Origin of the sequence: Devosia sp. Root436, from assembly GCF_001426345.1 — a bacterium.
Classification (GTDB): Bacteria; Pseudomonadota; Alphaproteobacteria; order Rhizobiales; family Devosiaceae; genus Devosia.
This window is the reverse complement of sequence record NZ_LMEM01000001.1, coordinates 243,480-265,595: the sequence shown is the minus strand read 5'-3', so window position 1 is coordinate 265,595 and position 22,116 is coordinate 243,480. Positions and strand designations below refer to the sequence as shown.

The following is a 22,116-nucleotide window of genomic DNA, read 5'->3' as shown; positions in this document are numbered from 1 at the left end:
GAGGGCTTGGGGGACAAAGCGGCCAGCGCGACATTCCTCGCTCACCGGTTGCATGGGTCGCTTGCCGTGCCAGTGAACTGACTGAGAAGATGGGGAGCAATTGCGGCAAGAAAAGTGGCCATCACAGCGATGTGAAACTTCCCGGGCGGTGGCCGCGCAGTTGAAGCGCTGCCGCGAAGCTGTCATTCAAGAGGGCTAGACGCTGCCGGATATGCAGCGCGATTCAGACAGGACGGCCGGCCCGATCCGGGGCCGGCGATTTCGAAAGAGCAAGATGACCACGATCAGCCCACCCCGCCTCGACAAGCAGTCCTTCACCGACCCGGAGAAGGCGTGGGAATATCTGGCCGAGCTCTATCATCGCAATACCGGCTTCATCCGCGGGCATCTGGCGGCTTTAGCCAAGGGCGTGGTGCCCGAGGGGCGGGTGCGGGCGTGTTATCCGCAGGTGGAGGTGCGCTCCACCAGCTATTCCCGGCACGAAAGCACCCTGCCCTACGGGTTCCTGCATACGCCGGGGCTGTACCGGACGACGGTGACGGCGCCCGACCTGTTCCGCACCTACTTCCAGGAGCAGTTCACCGTCATCCTCAAGAACCATGGCGGCACGATCGATATCGGGGAATCCGACACCCCGATTCCGCTGCATTTCGCGGTGAACGCCAATGAGCGGATCGACGGGGAGGCGCTGAACGCGCTCAACATACCGCTGCGCGACGTGTTCGATGCGCCCGACCTGGGCAATACCGACGACGAGATCGCCAACGGGACCTTCGTGCCGCCCAAGGGCGGGCCCTACCCGCTATCGGCCTTCACGGCGCCACGGGTGGACTATTCGCTGTTCCGGCTGAGCCACTATACCGGCACCGATGCCGGCCATTTCCAGAATTTCGTGATCTTTACCAACTACGCCTTCTACATCGACGAATTCTGCCGGGTGGCCAAGCAGTACATGGCCGAGGGGCATCCCCACTACGAGAGCTTCATCGAGCCGGGCAATGTGGTGACCGACAATATGCTGCGCGGCGGAGCGGTGGCGGGCACGGCGCCGGTGCGGGCGCCGCAGATGCCGGCCTATCACCTTACGGCGGATCGCGGGCGCGGCATCACCATGGTCAATATCGGCGTGGGCCCCTCCAACGCCAAGACCATCACCGACCATATCGCCGTGCTGCGGCCGCATGCCTGGATCATGCTGGGGCATTGCGCGGGGCTCAGGAATTCGCAGGAACTGGGCGACTATGTGCTGGCCCATGCCTATGTGCGCGAGGACCATGTGCTCGATGCCGACCTGCCGCTGACCGTGCCGGTACCGGCTCTGGCCGAAGTGCAGGTGGCGCTGGAACAGGCGGTGCATGAAATCACCGAGACCGAGGGCATCGAGACCAAGAAGATCATGCGCACCGGCACGGTGGCGACCTTCGACAACCGCAACTGGGAATTGCGCGACCAGACCGAAATCGTGCGCCAGCTCAGCCAGTCGCGCGCCGTGGCGCTGGACATGGAAAGCGCGACCATCGCAGCCAACGGATTCCGGTTCCGGGTGCCGTATGGGACGCTGCTCTGTGTGTCGGACAAGCCGCTGCATGGCGAGCTGAAGCTGCCGGGCATGGCTTCGGATTTTTACCGCACGCAGGTCAACCGGCATTTGCAGATCGGGCTGCGGGCGATGGAAATCCTGCGCGACCAGCCGGCGGAACGGCTGCATTCGCGGAAGCTGCGGAGCTTTGCCGAGACGGCGTTCCAGTAACTGGGCGCCCCACTCACACGATGTCATCCCGGCGCAGGCCGGGATCCATCCTGAGGTCTCTCCTCGCCCACAGTGAGCTTAGCCATCTCAAGATGGATTCCGGCCTGCGCCGGAATGACATCGCGGGTGGGATGAGTCACCAAACAAAAATGCCCGGCATTGCTGCCGGGCTTTGCATTCATCCGGACCGTTCAGCGGCCCTTGACCACGGAATAGCCGGCATATTTGGCCGACGATCCCAGCTGCTCCTCGATGCGGATGAGCTGGTTGTATTTGGCCAGGCGGTCGGAGCGGGAGAGCGAGCCGGTCTTGATCTGCCCGCAGTTCAGCGCCACGGCGAGGTCGGCAATGGTCGAATCCTCGGTTTCGCCCGAGCGGTGGGACATGACCGAGGTATAGGCTGCGCGGTGGGCGGTATCGACGGCGTTGAGGGTTTCGCTGAGCGAGCCGATCTGGTTGACCTTGACCAGGATGGAATTGGCGACGCCCATCTTGATGCCGGAAACCAGGCGCTTGGTGTTGGTGACGAAGAGATCGTCGCCCACGAGCTGCACCTTGTCGCCGATGGCGTCCGTGAGAGCTTTCCAGCCGTCCCAATCGTCCTCGGCCATGCCGTCTTCGATTGATATGATGGGATAGCGGGCGGCGAGATCGGCGAGGAACTTGACGTTTTCCTCTGACGACAGCGACTTGCCCTCGCCTACCATCTCGTATTTGCCGCCCTTGTAATATTCGGTAGCGGCGCAATCGAGGCCGAGGAACACGTCTTCGCCCGGCTTGTAGCCGGCCTTTTCGATGGAGCGCATGATGAAGCCCAGCGCATCGTCGGCGGATTTGAGGTTGGGCGCGAAGCCGCCTTCGTCGCCAACCGCGGTGTTGTGACCTTCGGCCGAGAGACCCTTCTTGAGGGTGTGGAAAATCTCGGAACCGATGCGGACGGCGTCGGCCAGGTTTTCCGCGCCGGCCGGCAGGATCATGAATTCCTGCATGTCGATGGGGTTATCGGCATGCTCGCCGCCATTGATGATGTTCATCATCGGCACCGGCAGGACATGGGCGTTCGGGCCGCCGATATAGCGGTAGAAGGGCAGTTCGCTGGATTCGGCGGCGGCCTTGGCCACGGCCAGCGACACGCCGAGAATGGCATTGGCGCCGAGGCGCGACTTGTTGGGCGTGCCGTCGAGATCGATCATGGCCTGGTCGACGGCGAGCTGGTCGAGCGCGTCCATGCCCTGGATTTCGTCTGAGATCGCCGTGTTGACGTTTTCGACGGCCTGGGTGACGCCCTTGCCATTGTACTTCTTGCCGCCATCGCGCAGTTCGACGGCCTCATGGGCGCCGGTGGAGGCGCCAGAAGGCACGGCGGCGCGGCCGAAGCTGCCGTCGTCGAGCACCACATCGACTTCGACCGTGGGATTGCCGCGGCTGTCATAAATCTGGCGGCCGGTGACGTGGATGATTGAAGACATGTTGCGCCCTTCCCGATTGGGTTCTGTCGGTTCGTTGCGCCTCTCCTAGACGCGGGGCGTGACAAGTAAAAGAGGGCGGCACAAAAAAATGCCGCTTCGCGGGCATCCGGGCCGCCCGGGCGATTGATCGGCCGACGCTTTATCGTTAATACGGCAGGCGCTTTCCGGAGGAACCATGACCACGCAGCTCATCAAGCAGGTCGCCCATACCTGCATCTTCGCCCACGACCTCGAAAAGACCGCGAATTTCTATCGCTACGTTTTCGGCATCGCCAAGGCATTCGATTTCCGGCGCGGCGAGGAGTGGATCGGGTTTTATATGGACCTGGGAGAACGGACCTTCATCGAGGTGTTCCGCAAGGGGGAATCGCGCTTTGCCGAGACCGACCAGATCAACCATATCTGCCTCGAGACCGAAGACCTGGATGGGCTGATCGCCCATGTGCGGGCACAGGGCGTCGACATCACCGACAAGAAGCTGGGCGTGGACGGAACCTGGCAGGCCTGGACCAAGGACCCCAATGGCGTGAAGCTGGAGATATTCCAGTATACCGAAAACAGCATGCAGTTTCAGGCCAAAGGCGGGGTTTGCCAGGTGAACTGGTAGGGGCAATCCGCGCACCAGCAACGCACTCAGTGTCATTCCGGCGAAGGCCGGAATCCATCCTGAGATGAATGAGCCTGCCGTGCTGTTGGAGGAACCTCAGGATGGATCCCGGCCTTCGCCGGGATGACATTGTGGTTGTGGAAGGACCAGTGGCTACTCCTCCTTCTTGTGCCCCTCGATATGCTTGTCCGCCTGCGCCTTCTCGGCCGCCTGCTTCAACTTCTCCGCCCTGGTCCGCCCGAACAGCACCCGGTTCTGCGCGGCCTGCGCCTCCTTGCCGGCGCGGGCTTTCTGCTTGCGGACGTTGCGGAGGTTGATGATGTCGGCCATGGCGGGACTCGGAGCGGTTTCGTCCAGCTATAGCACGTGGACGTTCAGGGGATGAACGGGCAGGATACCGACACCACCTGCCCGGCGGCGGTGAGGATGGCGGCTTCGTAGCTATAGGCGTCCTCGATCCAGGAGGCTTCGATCATGATGGCGCCGGGCGAGATGTGGTTGGCGAAGGCGTCGTCGAAGTTGACGATTTCATCGGTGACCATTTCCATCGGGAAGGACTTGCCGGGCTTGGCGGTGGCCGGCGCGAGGAAGCTGAAACTGGTCGGCTCCTCGATGCGCAGCAGACCGCCGGGCGTATAGGGACCATTAAGGTCCGAATAACAGTCGAAATCGCCCGGCACCTGGGCGCTGGCGGGGACGGCTGTGGCGAGCAGCAGGCCGGCGGCGAAGATTGTGCGGATCATGACGCTTCTCCTCTTGGGCGAGGAGAATGGCCGAGAGTGGTGGGACGGCCTACCCCTGTTTCGGGGGACGTCGTCGGTGGTGGACGCGACGCGCCGGGTGCTTCGAGCTGCACCAAGGCCCCCTCACCCGGCGCCGCGCGCCGACCTCTCCCCCGAAGGGAGAGGCAAGGGTCAGACCAGCCGGCTCTGGTCCATCGCGGCGGCGATGAAGCTGGCGAAGAGCGGGTGGGGTTCGAAGGGTTTGGATTTCAGTTCCGGATGGAACTGCACGCCGATGAACCAGGGGTGATCGGTGCGCTCGACGATTTCGGGCAGCTTGCCGTCGGGCGAGACGCCGGAGAACAGCAGGCCATTCTTTTCGAGCAGCTTGCGGTAATCCATGTTCACCTCGTAGCGGTGACGATGGCGCTCGGAAATGCGGGTGGAGCCGTAGATATCGGCGACGCGCGAGCCGCGCGTGAGCTGGGCCGGATAGGCGCCCAGACGCATGGTGCCGCCGAGGTCGCCCTCGGCCGCGCGGCTTTCCTTCTCGTTGCCCTTGGTCCACTCGGTCATCATGCCCACGATCGGCTCCTTGGTGGGACCGAATTCGGTGGAGGAGGCATTCTTGATGCCAGCGGTGTTGCGGGCCGCTTCGACGCAGGCCATCTGCATGCCGAAGCAGATGCCGAAATAGGGCACGTCCTTGACGCGGGCGAAGCGGGCCGCCTCGATCTTGCCGGCCGAACCGCGCTCGCCGAAGCCACCGGGCACCAGGATGCCATGGACATGTTCGAGATAGGGCGCCGGGTCGTCGCGCTCGAAGACTTCGCTATCGATCCACTGCAGGTTGACCTTGACCTTGTTGGCGATGCCGCCATGAGTCAGCGCCTCGGAGAGCGACTTATAGGCGTCCTTGAGGCCGGTATATTTGCCGACAATGGCGATATTGACCTCGCCCTCGGGATTGTGAAGGCGAGCCGAAACATCGTCCCAGGCGCTGAGATCGGGCTCGGGCGCATCGGTGATACCGAACGAGGCCAGGATTTCGCGGTCCAGCCCTTCCTTGTGGTAAGCCAGCGGCACGTCATAGATGGAGCCGACATCGAGGCCCTGGATCACGGCGCTTTCGCGCACGTTGCAGAACAAGGATAGCTTCTTCTTTTCCCCATCGGGAATGGGACGGTCGCAGCGGACCAGCAGCACGTCCGGCGCGATGCCGATGGAGCGAAGTTCCTTGACCGAATGCTGGGTCGGCTTGGTCTTGAGCTCGCCGGCCGAGGGAATGTAGGGCATCAGCGTGAGATGCAGGTAGCAGGCATGGTTGCGCGGCAGGTCGTTGCCGAGCTGGCGAATGGCCTCGAAGAAGGGCAGGCCCTCGATATCGCCGACCGTGCCGCCGATTTCGACCAGGACGAAGTCGAAGTCCTCATTGCCTTCCACCACGAAATTCTTGATCGCGTCGGTAACGTGCGGAATGACCTGCACGGTGGCGCCGAGATATTCCCCGCGCCGCTCCTTGGCCAGAATATCGGAATAGATGCGGCCGGTGGTGATGTTGTCTCGCTTGGTGGCGGCGCGGCCGGTGAAGCGTTCGTAATGGCCCAGGTCGAGGTCGGTCTCTGCGCCGTCGTCGGTGACGAAGACTTCGCCATGCTGGGTGGGCGACATGGTGCCCGGATCGATGTTGAGATAGGGATCGAGCTTCCTCAGGCGGACCTTGTAGCCGCGCGCTTGCAGGACCGCGCCGAGCGCCGCCGATGCAAGACCTTTACCCAATGAGGAGACCACGCCTCCGGTGATGAATACGTACCGAGCCATGGGCGTTCACCTTAATCACATCAGCGTCGATTCGTAGAGCGCGCAATGCGCTCTACACAAAAAGAAGAAGGGGATGTTTCCATCCCCCTCTTTCGGTTCGCCTTGCGGCGGTTAGTTGGTCGCCGGAGCGGCCGGCTCATCGGTCGGCGTTTCCGCCGGGGGCACCGGCAGGTCGCTGGTCGCATCGGGGGTGGCAGCATCGGCTGCGGGGGCCTGGGCAGCCGGCGCGGCATCGGTGGTGGGCACCGGGAGGTCGGAGGCCGGGGTTTCCGGCTGCAAGGCGTTCAGCGCGTCGAGAACGTTGGTCGGCGTCGTGCCATCCGCGTTGACGGTAGCGCCTTCGAGAATGCCCGACGTGCCGCGATCGAGTTCGGACAGCACGGTGAGGCCGATCGCCGTGGCAAAGAACAGGGTCGCCAGAATCGCCGTGGTGCGGGTGAGCAGATTGGCAGACCCGCGCGCGGTCATGAACCCGCCGCCGCCACCACCGCCAATGCCCAATGCGCCGCCCTCGGAGCGCTGCAGCAGGATCACCGCAATCAGCGCCAGGACGATCAGCAGATAGGCCACAATCAGGACGTTTGCCATCGTGTCTCAGTCAAATTGGTCTTCAAAGGATGCGGCGTCATACACGCCTCACGCCGCAAATGCCAGAGGCCGCCCGGATTTTCCGGCCAGCCTGCAGCACCAGCGTCGCTATACGGCCGAGATAATGGTCGCGAAGTCCTTTGCCAAGAGGCTGGCGCCGCCGACGAGACCACCATTGACGTTGTCGATGGCCAGGATTTCGCGGGCATTCTGCGGCTTGAGCGAGCCACCATAGAGAATATGGATGGCCTGGCCCTTGTCTCCGAAACGGTCGACGAGCTGGCGGCGGATCGAATTGTGCATCTGGGCGATGTCGTCATTGCCGGGGGTGCGGCCGGTGCCGATGGCCCAGACGGGTTCATAGGCGACGATGACATCGTGCTGGCCGCCGGCATCGGGAATGGAGCCGGCCAACTGGCGGGCAACCACGGCGTCGGCCTGCCCGCCATCGCGCTCGGCCTCGGTCTCGCCGACGCAGATGATCGGCTTGAGGCCCGCGCCGATGGCGGCTTCCGCCTTGGCGCGCACCAGATCGTCGGTTTCACCATAGCTCGCCCGCCGCTCGGAGTGGCCGACGATCACATATTGGGCACCGGCATCGGCCAGCATGCCGGCAGCAATATCGCCGGTATGGGCGCCAGAGGCGGCCGGGTGGCAATCCTGCCCGCCGGCCAGGATGCCCGATGTGGCGCCCTGCCGGGCAACGGCAGCCAGGATGGTCGCCGGCGGGCAGATCACGACCATGGCACGCGGCGCGTCGCCCGTCGTCATCATGCCGGCAAGGGCCGTCAGCTCGTCCAGCGACGCCCGCAGGCCGTTCATTTTCCAGTTCCCTGCGATCAGCGGCGTTATTGTCGTTGTCACTCTTTGCTCCTGCTGCCTCTTGCACCGGGGCAAGGTTTGCCCTAACCCCGGCTGTCAAAATGGATTACTAGTGCCCTCCCGCTGCTGCGGTAAAGCCTGGTGTTGCCCAACTGGAACGTCTCAGATGCTCGATAGTTTGCGTGTTTTTGCAAAATCCTGGCCCGGCAAGGTCATGGGGGGGCTGCTGCTGGTCGGCCTGGCCGGCTTCGGCATCAACAATGTCATCGCCGACCTGGGCAGCAATACTGTGGCCAAGGTGGGCGGCGAGGACATTACGTCGCGCCAGTTCCTGCGTGCCTACCAGAACCAGGTCAACCAGGTCGCCCAGCAGCTCGGCTCGGTCCCGACGGCGCAGGATGCCATCAATCTGGGCATTCCCTCCATGGTGTTGCAGAACCTGGCCCAGGACGCAGCGCTCGACCAGATGGCGGAAGGCTTCGGGCTTGGCGTGTCGCAGAGCAAGCTGAGCCAGATGCTGCGCGAGGATCCGTCGTTCCAGAATGCGCTGGGCGCCTTCAATCCGCAGAGCTTCAGCCAGGTGCTGCAGATGAGCGGGTTGACCGAGGCCGAATATTTCGAGGACCAGAGCGATGCGGCACGCCGCCAGCAGCTCATCCTGAGCCTGTTTGGCGACACCAAACTGCCCGAGACGGCGTCGAACCTGGTCAACCGCTATGCGGCGGACCAGCGCACGATCGAATATTTCGCACTGGCCGAAACCAATGTCGAAACCCCGGCCGCGCCGACGGAAGAAGAGCTCGCCGCCTATCTGAGCGAGCACCAGGCCGAGTTCCGCACGGTCGAAACCCGCAATGTGCAGATGCTGCGCCTGTCGACGGCGGACCTGGCGGCTACCAAGACCATTTCGGATGACGCGATCGCCGCAGAATACGAGCGCACCAAGGCAACGCTGAGCAAGGCGGAGCGGCGCACGCTCCAGCAGGTGGTGCTCAATGCCGACCAGGTTGCCGCTTTCGAGGCCGGCAAGGTTGCCGGTACGCCGTTCGAGACGCTGGTGAGCGAAGCCGGCCTGACCCCGACCGAGTTGGGCACGCTGGCGCAGGCCGATATTCTCGATGCGGGCCTCGCCTCGGCAGCCTTCGGGCTGGCGGATGGCGGTTTTGCGGTGATCGACGGCGTTGCCGGCAAGCGCGCCGTGCATGTTTCGGCCATCGAGGCCGGTGGCGTGCCTGAGCTGGCCGAAGTGCGCGACCAGGTCGCCAACAATCTGGCGCTGGCCGAGGCCCGCAACGAAGTTGCCGACGTGCAGGACCAGATCGAGGAACTGCGTGCCGCGTTCCGGCCGCTGCCTGAGATCGCCGAGCGCTTCGGGCTCGACCTCTACGAGGCCGACGTAACCTCGGGCGGTGCGGAACTGAACGTGATCTCCGATCGCGCCGCCGAGGACGTGCCGCGCGTCAGCCAGGCCATCTTCAAGGCCGAACAGGGCGCGCTGACCGCAGGCATCCCGCTGGCCGGCAATGGCACGCTGTGGTTCGACCTCAATGCAGTCGAACCGGCCCGCGACCAGACGCTGGACGAAGTGCGCGATCAACTGACCGAGACCATGACCACCGAGCGCGTCAACAACGCGCTCATGGCCGCCCAGAAGGATGCCGTGACCCGCCTCGACAATGGCGAGGCGCTGGCCGACGTGGCGGCGTCCTACAGCGTCTTCCCGCAGATCAGCGCGCCCTTCACCCGCTTCGGCTCGGAGGACGGCACCATCGATGCGACGGTCGCTTCGGCTGCCTTTGCCGGCGACGCAAGCCATCATGGCTCGGCGGTAAGCCAGTCGGGCGAATTCATCGTCTTCCAGGTGACCGACCTCACCCCGGCCGAAGGCCCGCTGGAAGAGGCCGCCAATGCCAGCCTCGAAAACGAGGCCCGCATCGGCGTCTATGGCGACTTCGTAACCGCCATCCGCGATGACGCCCGCATGGTCATCAACCAGCAGGCCCTGCAGCAGGTGCTGGAACTCAATACCGGCCTGTAACCGGCAGGCCGGGCCTTACCCCAACTGGACACGACAACGATGGGCGACGACTTCTATCAGCGCTTCTCCGAGCAATACGATGCTGGAAAGTCGCAGATCGTCTGGCGTCGCATTGTGGCGGATCTGGAAACGCCTGTCGGCACCTATCTCAAGCTCGCGCAGGGCCGGAAGAATACCTTCCTGCTTGAATCGGTGCAGGATGGGACGACGCGGGGCCGCTATTCCATCATCGGCAGCCAGCCCGACGTGATGCTCAAGGTCGAAGCCGGCACGGCGAGGATCAACCTGAAGGCGCAGATCGACGAGACGGCGTTCGAGCCCCTGCCCGACCTGCCGCTCGATGCGCTGCGCAACCTGGTGGCGGACAGCAAGATCGAGGTGCCCGAGGGGCTGCCGCCGCAATCGGCCGGCATCTACGGGTTCCTGGGCTATGAAATGGTCCGCTATATGGAAAAGCTGCCCGACAGCAACCCGGACCATCTGCAGACGCCTGAAGCCATGCTGATGCGGCCCTCGCTGCTGGCGATTTTCGATACGCTCAAGGACGAACTCTATTTCACCGCGCCGGTCTATGTTCGGGCGGGCGTATCGGCAAGACAGGCCTATGAGGCAGCCGAAGCCCGGATCGACGACGCCATTGCGCGGCTGACGCAAGCCATGCCGACTGCCCCTGCCCTGCCCGATCTCGAATCCATGGCCGTCACCAGCAACACCTCGAAAGACGAATATTTCGGCATGGTGGCCAAGGCCAAGGACTACATCACCGCCGGGGACATTTTCCAGGTGGTGCTGAGCCAGCGCTTCGAGGCCGACTTCACTCTGCCCCCGACCGCGCTCTATCGGGCTTTGCGGCGGACCAATCCCAGCCCCTATATGTATTTCCTCGACTTCGGCGACTTCGCCGTGGCCGGATCGAGCCCGGAAATCCTGGTGCGGGTGCAGGATGGGGAAGTGACCATCCGCCCCATCGCCGGCACGCGCAAGCGCGGCGCCACGCCGACGCGGGACCACGAGCTGGCGGCAGAACTGCTGGCCGATCCGAAGGAACTGGCCGAGCACCTGATGCTGCTCGACCTGGGCCGCAACGATGTGGGTCGCGTGGCCAAGACCGGCACGGTCAAGGTCACCGACAAGTTCTTCCTCGAATATTATTCCCACGTCATGCACATCGTCTCCAACGTCGTGGGCGTGCTGGACCCGAAATATGACTTCGTCGATGCACTGTCCGCGGGGTTTCCGGCGGGCACTGTTTCGGGCGCGCCAAAAGTGCGGGCGATGGAGATCATCGACGAGCTGGAAAAGTCGCGGCGCGGCATCTATGGCGGCTGCGTGGGCTATTTCGGCGCCGATGGCACCATGGACACCTGTATCGTGCTGCGCACGGCTATCCTCAAGGACGGCAAGCTCTATGTGCAGTCGGGCGCCGGCATCGTCGCCGACAGCAAGCCGGAACTCGAACAGCTCGAATGCGAAAACAAGGCCCGCGCCCTTTTCAGCGCCGCCGAGGAAGCGCTACGCTATGCCGGCGAGGCGAGGATCGGGCAATGATGGGTTTTGTTCACAACGTCAGTCCCGCGAAAGCGGGAATCTTCCTGTTGCGATGGCGGAGCTGGTTCTGACGGGAGATTCCCGCTTTCGCGGGAATGACCTCGTGGTTAGAAACAGCCTGCTGAGGAACAGAAATGACCAAAACCCTCGTCATCGATAACTACGACAGTTTTACCTACAACCTCGTCCATTTCCTGGGCGAGCTGGGTGCCGATATTACCGTCGTGCGCAACGACAAGATCACGCTGGATGAAATCGCCGCCATGGCGCCCGAGGCCATCGTGCTGTCGCCCGGTCCGTGCACGCCCAATGAGGCCGGCATCTGCCTCGCGCTGATCGACCGCTTCAAGGCCGACATGCCTATCCTGGGCGTCTGCCTGGGGCACCAGGCCATCGGCCAGGCCATGGGCGGCGACGTGATCCGCGCGCCGCACCTGGTGCATGGCAAGACATCCAAGATCCACCACAATGGCAAGGGCCTGTTCCGTGGGCTCAACAACGACTTCGAGGCGACGCGCTATCATTCGCTGATCGTCAAGCAGGACACCCTGCCGGACGTGCTTGAAGTGACCGCGACGACCGATGATGGGCTGATCATGGGGATGCAGCACAAAAGCCTGCCGGTGCATGGCGTGCAGTTTCACCCCGAAAGCATTGCCAGCGAGAATGGCCACGCGCTGCTGCAGAATTTTTTGAACCTCGCCCGCGACTTCAACCAGAAGCGAGCCGCGTGATGGATATCAAGGCAGCCCTCCACAAGATCGCCGACCGCAAGGACCTGACCGGCGAGGAAATGCGCGGCGTGATGCGCATCATCATGGCCGGCGAAGCCACGCCGAGCCAGATCGGCGCCTTCCTGATGGGCATGCGCATCAAGGGAGAGACGGTGGGCGAAATTGCCGCTGCGGTCTCCATTCTGCGCGAGCAGATGATCCCGGTGGAAGCGCCCGAAAATGCCATCGACATCGTCGGCACCGGCGGGGACGGCGGCGGCACGCTCAATATTTCCACGGCCAGCGCCATCGTCGTGGCGGCCGCGGGGATTCCGGTCGCCAAGCACGGCAATCGGGCTTTGTCGTCCAAATCGGGCTCGTCGCAGGCGCTCGAGGCGCTGGGGGTGAAGCTGGACCTGACGCCGGCGGAAATCGCGCACACCATCAGGCAGACCGGCATCGGCTTCATGTTCGCGCCGAGCCACCACCCGGCCATGCGCCATGTCGGGCCGTCGCGCGCCGAAATGGGCGTGCGCACCATGTTCAACCTGCTGGGGCCGCAATCCAACCCGGCCGGGGTGCGCCGCTATATGCTGGGCGTCTATGCGCAGGAATGGGTGGAGCCGGTGGCCGCCGCCCTGCTCGCCAATCGGGCCATCAAGGCCTGGGTGGTGCATGGCAGCGACGGGCTGGACGAAATCACCGTGACCGGCCCGAGCTTCGTGGCGCAGATCGCCAATGGCGACCTGCGGAGCTTTGAAGTGTCGCCCGAAGATGCGGGGCTCAAGACCCACGATGCCAAAGACCTGGCTGGCGCCGATCCGGACTATAATGCGGCCGCCATCCATGCGCTGTTCGATGGCGCGCCGGGGGCTTATCGCGATGTGGTGCTGCTCAATTCAGCAGCCGCGCTCATCGTGGCCGACAAGGTGGCCGACCTGCGCGAAGGCGCCGAAGCGGCAGCCGGCATCATCGACAGCGGCAAGGCCAAGGAAAAACTCGCCCGCCTCGTGGCGGTTTCGAACGGACGAGAGCGATGAGCGATATTCTCCAGCAGATCGAGGCCTATAAGCGCGAGGAAATCGCAGCCGCCAAAAGCATGCGGCCCTGGGCCGAAGTGGTGGCGCAGGCGCATGACCAGCCCCCGCCGCGGGGCTTTATCAGGGCCATCAAGGCCAAGCGGGCGGCGGGGCATTATGCACTGATCGCCGAGGTGAAGAAGGCCAGCCCGTCCAAGGGGCTGATCCGCGCCGATTTCAACCCAGCCGAGATCGCCCGCTCCTATGAAATGGCGGGGGCGGCGTGCCTGTCGGTGCTGACCGACCGGCCGAGCTTCCAGGGCTCGCCGAGCTACCTGATCGAGGCGCGGGCGGCGACCAACCTGCCGGTCCTGCGCAAGGACTTTTTGTTCGAGACCTATCAGGTGGCCGAAGCCCGTGCCTGGGGCGCCGACTGCATCCTCATCATTCTCGCCGCCGTGGGCGACGACGTGGCGCGCTACCTGCTGGACGCGGCCGAGGAGTGGAAGATGGATGCGCTGGTGGAGGTGCATGACCAGCTCGAGCTGGACCGCGCGCTGGCTTTGGGCGCCGAATTCATCGGCATCAACAACCGCAACCTGCGCACCTTCGAGACCACGCTCGACACCTCGGTCAACCTGGCTGCGGGCGTGCCCAAGGGGACGCTGCTGGTCAGCGAAAGCGGCATCGTCAACCACGAGCATATCGTCAAGCTCGACCACGAAGCCGGCATCGGCACCTTCCTCGTCGGCGAAAGCCTGATGCGGCAGGAGGACGTGGCGGCCGCCACAAGAGCCCTCCTGATGGGCGCGCCGCAGGCCGTGCGCTGATGGCCGGGGGCCTGACCCACCTCAACGAAAAGGGCGAGGCCCATATCGTCGATATCGGCGACAAGGCGGTGACGCGCCGTCGCGCCGTGGCGCAGGCGCGGCTATTGGCCCAGCCGGAGACGATTGCGGCCATCATGGGCGGGGGGCTCAAAAAGGGCGACGCGCTGGCAGTGGCGCGTGTCGCCGGCATCATGGCGGCCAAGAAAACATCCGATCTCATCCCGCTCTGCCATCCGATTCCGCTGACCAAGGTCGAGGTTGAGATTGAGGCGGATGGCGAGGGGGCAATCCTTATCCACGCCACGGCGGAGACTACCGGGCAGACCGGGGTGGAAATGGAAGCGCTGCTGGCGGCGTCCACAGCGGCGCTGACGCTTTACGACATGGCCAAGGCCATCGACCGCGCCATGGTCATCAGCGAACTGTGTCTGCTGGAAAAATCCGGCGGCAAATCGGGCGATTTTACCCGGTGAGCCTGCTTCCGGTCGACGACGCCATTGCCGCCATTCTCAAACGGGTGCCCGAACCGGTGGTCGAAAGCGTGAGCCTGGGCGACGCTGCGGGGCGGGTGCTGCTGGCGCCCGTGGTTGCCACGCACGACCAGCCGCCATTCCATGCCAGCGCCATGGACGGCTATGCCATGCGCGCCGCCGACGTGGTGGCGGGCCATAGGCTGGCTATCGTCGGCACGTCGCAGGCCGGGGCCGGCTTTGCCGGGACGCTAGGGGCAGGCGAAGCGGTGCGGATATTCACCGGCGCGCCGGTGCCCGCCGGAGCGGACACCGTGATCATGCAGGAACAGGCCGTGGCGGATGGCGGCTTCGTCTCCTTCACCGCCCCTGCCCGGCCAAGCCACAGCGTGCGGGCGCTAGGCAATGACTTTGCGCGCGGGCAGACACTGGTCGAGGCCGGGACGCGGCTGGCGGCGATGCAACTGGCGGTTGCTGCAGCGGCCAATGCGGCAACGCTGACGGTGGCGAAACGCCCCCGCATCGCCCTGCTGGCCACCGGCGATGAACTGGCATTGCCCGGCGCGGCTCTGGGGCCGGACCAGATCGTTGCCTCCAACAGCTTCGGCCTCCAGCCGCTGCTGGCGCCCTATGCCGCCGAGGTGACCGACCACGGCATCGCCCGCGACGACCGCGACGCACTGCGCGGCAAGCTGGAAGCGGTGTTTGCCGGCGAGCCAGATGTGGTGGTCACCACCGGCGGGGCCAGCGTGGGCGACCACGATATCGTCCAGGACATCCTCGTCGAACTGGGGGTGACGCTGGATTTCTGGCGCATCAATATGCGGCCGGGCAAGCCGCTGATGTTCGGCACGCGCGGCAAGACGCTGATTTTCGGGCTGCCGGGCAATCCGGTCTCCGCCATGGTGACCGCACTGGTCTTCATACGGCCGGCTTTGCGGCAGTGGCTGGGCTATGCACAACCGCCGAGCTGGCGGCTGCCCCTGCTGGCAGCGACCCCGCCCAACACAGCCCGCCGCCACTTCATGCGGGCACAGTTGCTCCACACGGCGGGCGGACCGGCCCTGCTGCCGATCGCCCAGACCGACAGCGGGCATACATCCTCGCTTGCCGCCGCCGACATGCTGATCGTGCAGCCGGAAAACGATCCGGGCCAGCCAGCCGGCTCAATTGTCGAAGCCTTGCCCATCGACGTCTTCTGACAGTCGAGCGCAGGCCAAGACTACTTCGCGCAGAGAGATATTGCAGAACATAAATGGAACACGTATAGTCGTTCTGTCTATGTTCCGATTCTTTCCCCGAGGGGCCCATGCTCACGCGCAAACAACACGAGCTGCTGATGTTCATCCACGAACGGATGAAGGAAAGCGGCATCCCCCCATCATTCGATGAGATGAAGGATGCGCTCGATCTGGCGTCCAAATCGGGCATTCACCGCCTGATCACGGCGCTGGAGGAACGCGGCTTCATCCGCCGGCTGCCCAACCGGGCGCGGGCGCTGGAAGTGGTGAAGCTGCCGGATTCGATGAACCCGTCGCTTGGCGGCCGCAAGGTGCGCTTCGAGCCGTCAGTCATCGAGGGCAATCTGGGCAAGGTGGCCTCGCCGCCTTCGCGTATCTCGGCCGCCGAGGATTATGTGCGCCCCATCGCCATCCCGGTCATGGGCCGCATCGCTGCCGGTACGCCCATCGAAGCGATCCAGACCCATTCCCATACCATCATGGTGCCTCCCGAAATGCTGGGCGCCGGCGAACATTATGCGCTCGAAGTGCGCGGCGACTCGATGATCGATGCGGGCATCTTCGATGGCGATACCGTGCTCATCAAGAAGCAGGAAGCCGCCAGCACCGGCGAGATCATCGTGGCTCTCGTGGATGATGAAGAAGCTACCCTCAAGCGCCTGCGTCGCAAGGGAAACACCGTGGCACTCGAAGCCGCCAACCCAGCTTACGAGACCCGCATCTTCCCGCCCGACCGGGTGAAGGTCCAGGGGCGCCTGGTCGGCCTGTTGCGGAAATACTGATGCGCCCCGCCCTGCTTCTGGCATCGGGACTGGTTGCTTTTCCGTGCGGCCCGACATTTGCCCGGGAGGCGAGCGTGAAGGAAACCCGAGGCTGAGTCGGGGATGTCACCTTCTCGGCGGGCGCGGGCATCAATGCCGGCAATTCGACCGCGGTCTGCGAAGCCGGCCGTGGCTGGAAGAGAAGCTGGGGCCGGAGCGGCGGTCATTGATTGCCTGCTCGAAGGCGAATTGTCCTCAGTCGGCGCCGTGGTCGGTATCCGCAACAATGACAGCCTGATGCTGCGGTGCCAGCGGCCGCTGGACGATATTGGCGGCCAAAAGCGAGGGCTGATCGAGAGCGTTGGCTTTCGGCGGCCGACGAGATCGGTTGCATGGTCGGGTGGTGGTCCGCTGGTCCGCCGCTTGTCATTTCTCACCCTTTCGAGCGGATGATGGCACGCACGGGCAGAAGCGAGGCGGGCCGACTCCGGCAAGTTGTCGTGACCTTGACAGTACTTGCGGGTACGGCTGTAACGGCAAAATCGAAGTATCGGCAAACTCTTACGGGCACACATCTTGCGGAATGACCGTTTCCGTGCCACATAGAGCTCATACGTTTTCAGCCTAAGTCGGCTGCCTGACGCCGGTGCGCCGGTCCGTGGCTTCCTTCTCGATCATGCGAACGTTATGTCCCCTTGGCATGTTGCCATCGGATAACCGCTCGGTACGAGCAAAAGGAAACTATCATGGCCCTTATCACCGGCACCGTGAAATTCTTCAACACCACCAAGGGCTTCGGCTTCATTTCGCCTGAAAATGGCGGTAAGGATGCCTTCGTCCACATCTCCGCCGTTCAGCGTTCGGGCCTGCAGGGCCTCTACGAGAATGACAAGGTGACCTATGAGCTCGAGACCGGCCGTGACGGCAAGGAATCGGCGACCAACCTGACCCTGCTCTAGGTTCAGCGATATCTGGCGAGCGCGCTTCGGCGCCGCTCGCATCAGGGCCACCGCGTTGAAAAACGTGGTGGTCTTTTTTTGGCCGGTCGCTGGCACCACGCGTCTAATGGGAGACGGTCGGCGCCACATTGGCGGCAATGAGCGGCGCTCATGGACATGCTGACCTGAGTGGCCAAGCCGGTTGGAGCCGCCCGGGTCCCGGCATGAAGGCACAAGGCCCGCACAGTGCGGGCCTTGTGGTCGGTCAGTGGTTATCGCGCGGAACGCCGTTGGTCTGGGCGATGCGCTGGTATTTCTCGGCCGGCTTGAGGATGGCGCCCTCGCCGAGCTGGCCGACGATGCCGCGCTGGATTTCCTGCCACGGCGTCTGGTGCCCGGGATATTTATAGCCGCCCGCCGCTTCGAGATCGGCACGCCGCTGGGCGATTTCCTCGCCCGGGATCAGGATATCGGCCTCGCCCTTGTTGAGGTCGATGCGCACGCGATCCCCGGTCTTGAGGATGGCGAGATTGCCGCCGGCTGCCGCCTCAGGCGAGGCATTGAGTATCGAGGGCGAACCCGAAGTGCCCGACTGGCGGCCGTCGCCGATACAGGCCAGCGAATGGATGCCCTTCTTGATGAGATAGGCCGGCGGCCGCATGTTGACCACTTCGGCCGCGCCCGGATAGCCGATGGGGCCGGCGCCGCGCATGAACAGCAGCGTGTTCTCGTCGATATCGAGCGCCGGATCGTCGATGCGGTGGTGGTAATCCTCCGGCCCGTCGAACACCACCGCCTTGCCCTCGAACATGCCAGGATGGTCAGGATTGTTGAGGTAGCGATCACGAAATTCGGACGAGATCACGCTGGTCTTCATGATGGCGTTGTCGAAGAGATTGCCACGCAAAACCAGGAACCCGGCCTCCGCCTTGAGCGGGTTGTCGAAATGACGGATGACCTTGTCGTCCTGGATGGGCGTGGCGCGGCAATTCTCGCCGATGGCCTTGCCGTTGACGGTGGGCGCGCCCTCGCGGATCAGCCCCTGCCCCATCAGTTCGTTGACCACGGCGGGCACGCCGCCGGCATGGTAGAAATCCTCGCCCAGATATTCGCCGGCCGGCTGCAGATTGACCAGCAGCGGCACCTTGTGGCCATGCTTCTGCCAGTCGTCGATATCGAGCGGCACGCCGATATGCTTGGCAATGGCATTGATGTGGATCGGTGCATTGGTCGAGCCGCCGATGGCCGAATTGACCACGATGGCGTTGAGGAAATTGTCCTTGGTCAGGATGTCGGAGGGCTTGAGGTCCTCATGCACCATGTCGACGATACGCTTGCCGGTGCGATAGGCCATTTCCTGGCGGTCGCGATAGGGCGCGGGAATGGCGGCCGAGCCGGGTAGCTGCATGCCCAGCGCTTCGGCCAGCGAATTCATGGTCGAGGCGGTGCCCATCGTGTTGCAGAAGCCGGTCGAGGGGGCGGACGAGGCCACCAGCTCGATGAATTGCGGATAGTCGATTTCGCCGGCCGCCATCATCTGGCGGGCCTTCCAGACGATGGTGCCCGAGCCGGTGCGTTCGCCCTTGTGCCAGCCATTGAGCATGGGGCCGACCGACAGCGCGATGGCCGGGATATTGACCGTGGCCGCACCCATCAGCATGGCGGGCGTGGTCTTGTCGCAGCCGATGGTGAGCACGACGCCATCAAGCGGATAGCCATAAAGCACTTCGACGAGGCCGAGATAGGCCAGGTTGCGGTCGAGACCGGCGGTGGGGCGCTTGCCGGTTTCCTGGATCGGATGCACCGGGAATTCAATTGCGATGCCGCCGGCTTCGCGAATGCCTTCGCGCACGCGTTCGGCCAGCACGATGTGATGGCGGTTGCAGGGGCTGAGGTCCGAGCCGGTCTGGGCGATGCCGATAATCGGCTTGTCCGACTGCAGTTCCTCGCGCGACACGCCGAAATTCATGTAGCGCTCGAGATAGAGCGCCGTCATGTCGGGATTGTCCGGATTGTCGAACCAGGCACGCGAACGCAATTTCTTGGGCGCATCGCCGTGGCCATTGCCTGCAGTCATGTCATTTTCCTCTTGGACCCGAGGGGCGCGAAATGCCCGCCGTTTGGAGCCGTTCTAGCACGGCTTACGCCAGAGTGAACGCGATTCCGAGGAAAAAATCATACAAATGAGAAGCGGCCTTGCCGATATTTCCCAACGCTCTGAAAATCTTACCAAACGAGGGGACCAGGCCAGGTAATCCGGGCTGTTGTTCCGCTCAGAATCGGGCTGGCTGAAACAGGACACAGCCGCTAGGGTCGCGCCGCGCCGGGCGAGCCGCGATGAGGGATATGAGTGACTGAAATTGTAGACTGGGTTGCCGTGGATTGGGGCACCTCCAACCTCCGCGCCTGGGGCATCGACCCCAACGGCGCGGTGACGTTCGAGAAGACCTCGCCCAAGGGCATGGGCAAGCTCGCACGCGAGGAATTCCCCGACGCATTGGCCCAATTGCTGGACGGGGTGGCCCCTGCCCGCCCCGGTCCGCTCGACGTGCTGATCTGCGGCATGGCCGGCGCGCGCCAGGGATGGCTCGAAGCCCCCTATCTCGAAGCCCCCACCGACCTGCGCGGCCTGCTCGACGGCGCCGTGCGCCCGACAATGCCCGACGGGCGGATCGCCCCGGCCATCCTGCCCGGCGTGTGCCAGAAGGCCGGCGCCGACAATGTGATGCGCGGCGAGGAAACCCAATTGCTGGGGCTGGCGGCACTGACACCCGGATTTTCCGGTATCGTCTGTATGCCCGGCACGCATTCGAAATGGGCGCAGCTATCGGGCACGCGCATCGAGCACTTTTCGACGGCGATGACCGGCGAACTGTTCGAGGTGCTGCGCACCCATTCGGTGCTGCGCCACTCGCTCAACGGCGATCTCGACGGCCCCGAGCGCGCCGATGGCTTTGCGGCGGGCGCCGAGGCCGGATTGGAGCATCCCGAACGGCTGCTGGGCATGCTGTTCCAGGTGCGGGCGGGCTCGCTGCTCTCGGGCCGCCAGCCTGATTGGTGCGCCGGCTACCTCTCGGGCCTGCTGATTGGTACCGAAATCGGCAGCAACCGTCATCTGATCGGCCAGCAGGCCGTGCCATTGATCGGCTCGCCCATCCTCTGCGCGCTCTATGCGCAGGTGCTGGGCATGACCGGCGCCCGCGGCGAAACCCGCGACGCCACCGAAATCGTGCTCGCCGGCCTCAAGGCCGCGCGCAGCTTCGTCGCCTGGGAGTAAAATGAGCATGGACCATCGCCACATCATCGCCATCCTGCGCGGCATCACGCCGGGCGAGACGGTGGACGTCTGCCAGGCGCTAATTGCGGCCGGCATCACCATGATCGAAGTGCCGCTCAATTCGCCCGAGGCGCTGACATCGATCGCGCTGGCCTCCAACGCGCTGGGCGAACAGGCGGCCATCGGCGCTGGAACCGTGCTGAGCAAGAAACAGGTCTGGGCGGTTTCGGACGCCGGAGGCACCTTCATCGTTTCGCCCGACACCAACAAGCAGGTGATCGAGGAGACCGTGCGGCTGCAGATGCTGTCCTACCCCGGCGTGTTCACCCCTACCGATGCGTTCCGCGCCATCAAGGCCGGTGCCACCGGGCTCAAATTCTTCCCCGCCGAAGTGCTGGGCCCCAAGGGCATCAAGGCCATGAAGGCGGTGCTACCGCCCGAATTGCCGGTCTATGCGGTGGGCGGAGCCAATCCCGATAATTTCGGCGAATATTTCGCCGCCGGCTGCACCGGCTTCGGGCTGGGCACCTATATCTACAAGCCCGGCATGGACGCCGCCCAGGTGGCCGAGCGCGCCGCTGCGGCCGTCGCCGCCTACGATGCGGGGAAAGCCCGATGAACGCCACCGCAAGCCTGTTGTTCGACAGCCAGTGCCAACTGGGCGAAGGCCCGATCTGGCATGCCGGCCGCCAGCAATTGTTCTTCTTCGATATCAACGAGCAGACACTGTTCGCGGTAACGATGGATGGCGAAGTGGCCGATAGCTGGCTGTTCAATGAAACGGTGGCTGCAGCGGCGATCGTGGATGACCACATGCTGGTACTCGCGACGGAAACCGGGCTCAAGGAATTCGACCTGGCGACGGGCGGCATGAACCGGATCAACGAGATCGAAGCCGACAATCCCCTCACCCGCACCAATGACAGCCGCATCCATCCCTCCGGGGCGTTCTGGATCGGCACCATGACCAAGAGCGAGGCGGAGGCGCCGATCGGCTCTGTCTACCATTATCGCGCGGGTGTGCTGACCACGCTCAAATCGGGCATAAGCATCCCCAACGCCACCTGCTTCTCGCCCGATGGCCGCATCGCCTATTGGACCGACACCCCGACCAAGAAGATCCTGCAATGCGCCACCGACCCGGCCACTGGCCTGCCGGTGGGCGAATGGACGCTGTTTGCCGACGTGGCCGGGCATCGTGGCTGGCCCGATGGCGCCGTGGTGGATAGCGAGGGCTATCTGTGGAACGCCCGCTGGGGCGGCTCCTGCGTGGTGCGCCACGCCCCGGATGGCTCGGTGGACCGGATCGTGGAAGTGCCGGTGAGCCAGGTCACCTGCCCCGCCTTTGGCGGGCCGGACCTCAAGACCATGTTCATCACCACGGCCGCCAAGAATCTGAGTGCCGAGCAGCTTGCCGCCGAAAAGCATGCCGGGAGCCTCTTTGCCATCGCGGTCGACGTCGCCGGCCAGCCCGAAGCCCCTATCGTTCTCTGAGACTTTTG

General features: G+C 64.1%; 21 protein-coding genes. 14 read left to right on the top strand and 7 right to left on the bottom strand.

From position 1 onward, the window contains the following. Positions 1 to 274: 274 nt before the first annotated feature. On the top strand, positions 275 to 1,750 hold the full coding sequence (locus ASD04_RS01395) for an AMP nucleosidase (RefSeq protein WP_056251452.1): 1,476 nt from the start codon (positions 275 to 277) through the stop codon (positions 1,748 to 1,750). A gap of 191 nt (positions 1,751 to 1,941) precedes the next feature. Here ASD04_RS01395 and eno read toward each other — a convergent pair whose 3' ends face one another. Then, positions 1,942 to 3,219 (bottom strand): phosphopyruvate hydratase, encoded by a 1,278-nt coding sequence (gene eno, locus ASD04_RS01390; protein WP_056251450.1) that lies wholly within the window; start codon positions 3,217 to 3,219, stop codon positions 1,942 to 1,944. A 175-nt stretch (positions 3,220 to 3,394) separates the two neighbouring features. Between eno and ASD04_RS01385 the strand changes: the two genes are divergently transcribed. Next, positions 3,395 to 3,826, top strand: a complete 432-nt coding sequence (locus tag ASD04_RS01385) for a VOC family protein (RefSeq protein ID WP_056251447.1) — start codon at positions 3,395 to 3,397, stop codon at positions 3,824 to 3,826. 153 nt (positions 3,827 to 3,979) lie between these two features. Here the strand turns inward: ASD04_RS01385 and ASD04_RS19005 are convergent, their stop codons facing one another. From ASD04_RS19005 to tpiA, 5 genes are all read right to left on the bottom strand, one after another. Then, positions 3,980 to 4,156, bottom strand: coding sequence for a DUF4169 family protein (locus ASD04_RS19005; RefSeq protein ID WP_082530906.1), 177 nt, complete (start codon positions 4,154 to 4,156; stop codon positions 3,980 to 3,982). A 44-nt stretch (positions 4,157 to 4,200) separates the two neighbouring features. After that, positions 4,201 to 4,569 (bottom strand): hypothetical protein, encoded by a 369-nt coding sequence (locus tag ASD04_RS01380; protein ID WP_056251442.1) that lies wholly within the window; start codon positions 4,567 to 4,569, stop codon positions 4,201 to 4,203. 171 nt (positions 4,570 to 4,740) lie between these two features. After that, the gene (locus tag ASD04_RS01375; protein ID WP_056251439.1) at positions 4,741 to 6,369 is read right to left on the bottom strand and encodes a CTP synthase; all 1,629 of its coding nucleotides are present in this window, start codon (positions 6,367 to 6,369) and stop codon (positions 4,741 to 4,743) included. A gap of 111 nt (positions 6,370 to 6,480) precedes the next feature. Next, positions 6,481 to 6,957 (bottom strand): preprotein translocase subunit SecG, encoded by a 477-nt coding sequence (gene secG, locus ASD04_RS01370; RefSeq protein WP_056251436.1) that lies wholly within the window; start codon positions 6,955 to 6,957, stop codon positions 6,481 to 6,483. 108 nt (positions 6,958 to 7,065) lie between these two features. Then, positions 7,066 to 7,821 (bottom strand): triose-phosphate isomerase, encoded by a 756-nt coding sequence (gene tpiA, locus ASD04_RS01365; RefSeq protein WP_082530962.1) that lies wholly within the window; start codon positions 7,819 to 7,821, stop codon positions 7,066 to 7,068. Between the two features lie 124 nt (positions 7,822 to 7,945). Here tpiA and ASD04_RS01360 point away from each other — a divergent pair, with 124 nt between their 5' ends. The 9 genes from ASD04_RS01360 (at position 7,946) to ASD04_RS01320 (ending at position 17,358) form a co-directional block, all read left to right on the top strand. Beyond that, complete coding sequence (locus ASD04_RS01360) at positions 7,946 to 9,817, top strand: peptidylprolyl isomerase (RefSeq protein ID WP_056251432.1); 1,872 nt, start codon at positions 7,946 to 7,948, stop codon at positions 9,815 to 9,817. Positions 9,818 to 9,856: 39 nt separating this feature from the next. Continuing rightward, positions 9,857 to 11,365 carry an anthranilate synthase component I gene (gene trpE / locus ASD04_RS01355; RefSeq protein ID WP_056251429.1) on the top strand — a complete coding sequence of 503 codons (1,509 nt, stop codon included), beginning with the start codon at positions 9,857 to 9,859 and terminating at the stop codon, positions 11,363 to 11,365. A 134-nt stretch (positions 11,366 to 11,499) separates the two neighbouring features. Continuing rightward, positions 11,500 to 12,099 carry an aminodeoxychorismate/anthranilate synthase component II gene (locus ASD04_RS01350; RefSeq protein ID WP_056251428.1) on the top strand — a complete coding sequence of 200 codons (600 nt, stop codon included), beginning with the start codon at positions 11,500 to 11,502 and terminating at the stop codon, positions 12,097 to 12,099. Continuing rightward, positions 12,096 to 13,118 carry an anthranilate phosphoribosyltransferase gene (gene trpD, locus ASD04_RS01345; RefSeq protein WP_056251425.1) on the top strand — a complete coding sequence of 341 codons (1,023 nt, stop codon included), beginning with the start codon at positions 12,096 to 12,098 and terminating at the stop codon, positions 13,116 to 13,118. Before ASD04_RS01350 ends, trpD begins: the two co-directional genes overlap by 4 nt. Then, a complete protein-coding gene (gene trpC / locus ASD04_RS01340; protein ID WP_056251422.1) occupies positions 13,115 to 13,927 on the top strand; it encodes an indole-3-glycerol phosphate synthase TrpC in 813 nt (270 codons plus the stop codon). The genes trpD and trpC overlap by 4 nt, the downstream gene beginning before the upstream one ends. Then, positions 13,927 to 14,400 (top strand): cyclic pyranopterin monophosphate synthase MoaC, encoded by a 474-nt coding sequence (gene moaC, locus ASD04_RS01335; RefSeq protein WP_056251419.1) that lies wholly within the window; start codon positions 13,927 to 13,929, stop codon positions 14,398 to 14,400. The genes trpC and moaC overlap by 1 nt, the downstream gene beginning before the upstream one ends. Beyond that, positions 14,397 to 15,599 carry a gephyrin-like molybdotransferase Glp gene (gene glp, locus ASD04_RS01330; protein WP_056251416.1) on the top strand — a complete coding sequence of 401 codons (1,203 nt, stop codon included), beginning with the start codon at positions 14,397 to 14,399 and terminating at the stop codon, positions 15,597 to 15,599. The genes moaC and glp overlap by 4 nt, the downstream gene beginning before the upstream one ends. Positions 15,600 to 15,706: 107 nt before the next feature. Beyond that, a complete protein-coding gene (gene lexA / locus ASD04_RS01325) occupies positions 15,707 to 16,420 on the top strand; it encodes a transcriptional repressor LexA (RefSeq protein WP_056251413.1) in 714 nt (237 codons plus the stop codon). A gap of 725 nt (positions 16,421 to 17,145) precedes the next feature. Beyond that, on the top strand, positions 17,146 to 17,358 hold the full coding sequence (locus ASD04_RS01320) for a cold-shock protein (RefSeq protein ID WP_056230464.1): 213 nt from the start codon (positions 17,146 to 17,148) through the stop codon (positions 17,356 to 17,358). 244 nt (positions 17,359 to 17,602) lie between these two features. Here the strand turns inward: ASD04_RS01320 and ASD04_RS01315 are convergent, their stop codons facing one another. Further along, on the bottom strand, positions 17,603 to 19,414 hold the full coding sequence (locus tag ASD04_RS01315) for an IlvD/Edd family dehydratase (RefSeq protein WP_056251410.1): 1,812 nt from the start codon (positions 19,412 to 19,414) through the stop codon (positions 17,603 to 17,605). Between the two features lie 273 nt (positions 19,415 to 19,687). Here ASD04_RS01315 and ASD04_RS01310 point away from each other — a divergent pair, with 273 nt between their 5' ends. From ASD04_RS01310 to ASD04_RS01300, 3 genes are read left to right on the top strand one after another with little or no spacing between them, the layout of a single operon-like run. Then, positions 19,688 to 20,614: a 2-dehydro-3-deoxygalactonokinase gene (locus ASD04_RS01310; protein WP_082530903.1), complete on the top strand. Its 927-nt coding sequence runs from the start codon at positions 19,688 to 19,690 to the stop codon at positions 20,612 to 20,614. Positions 20,615 to 20,621: 7 nt separating this feature from the next. Further along, positions 20,622 to 21,233 (top strand): 2-dehydro-3-deoxy-6-phosphogalactonate aldolase, encoded by a 612-nt coding sequence (locus ASD04_RS01305; protein ID WP_082530961.1) that lies wholly within the window; start codon positions 20,622 to 20,624, stop codon positions 21,231 to 21,233. Continuing rightward, entirely contained in the window at positions 21,230 to 22,108 is an 879-nt protein-coding gene (locus tag ASD04_RS01300; protein ID WP_056251402.1) for an SMP-30/gluconolactonase/LRE family protein, read from the top strand. The genes ASD04_RS01305 and ASD04_RS01300 overlap by 4 nt, the downstream gene beginning before the upstream one ends. Positions 22,109 to 22,116: the final 8 nt, after the last annotated feature.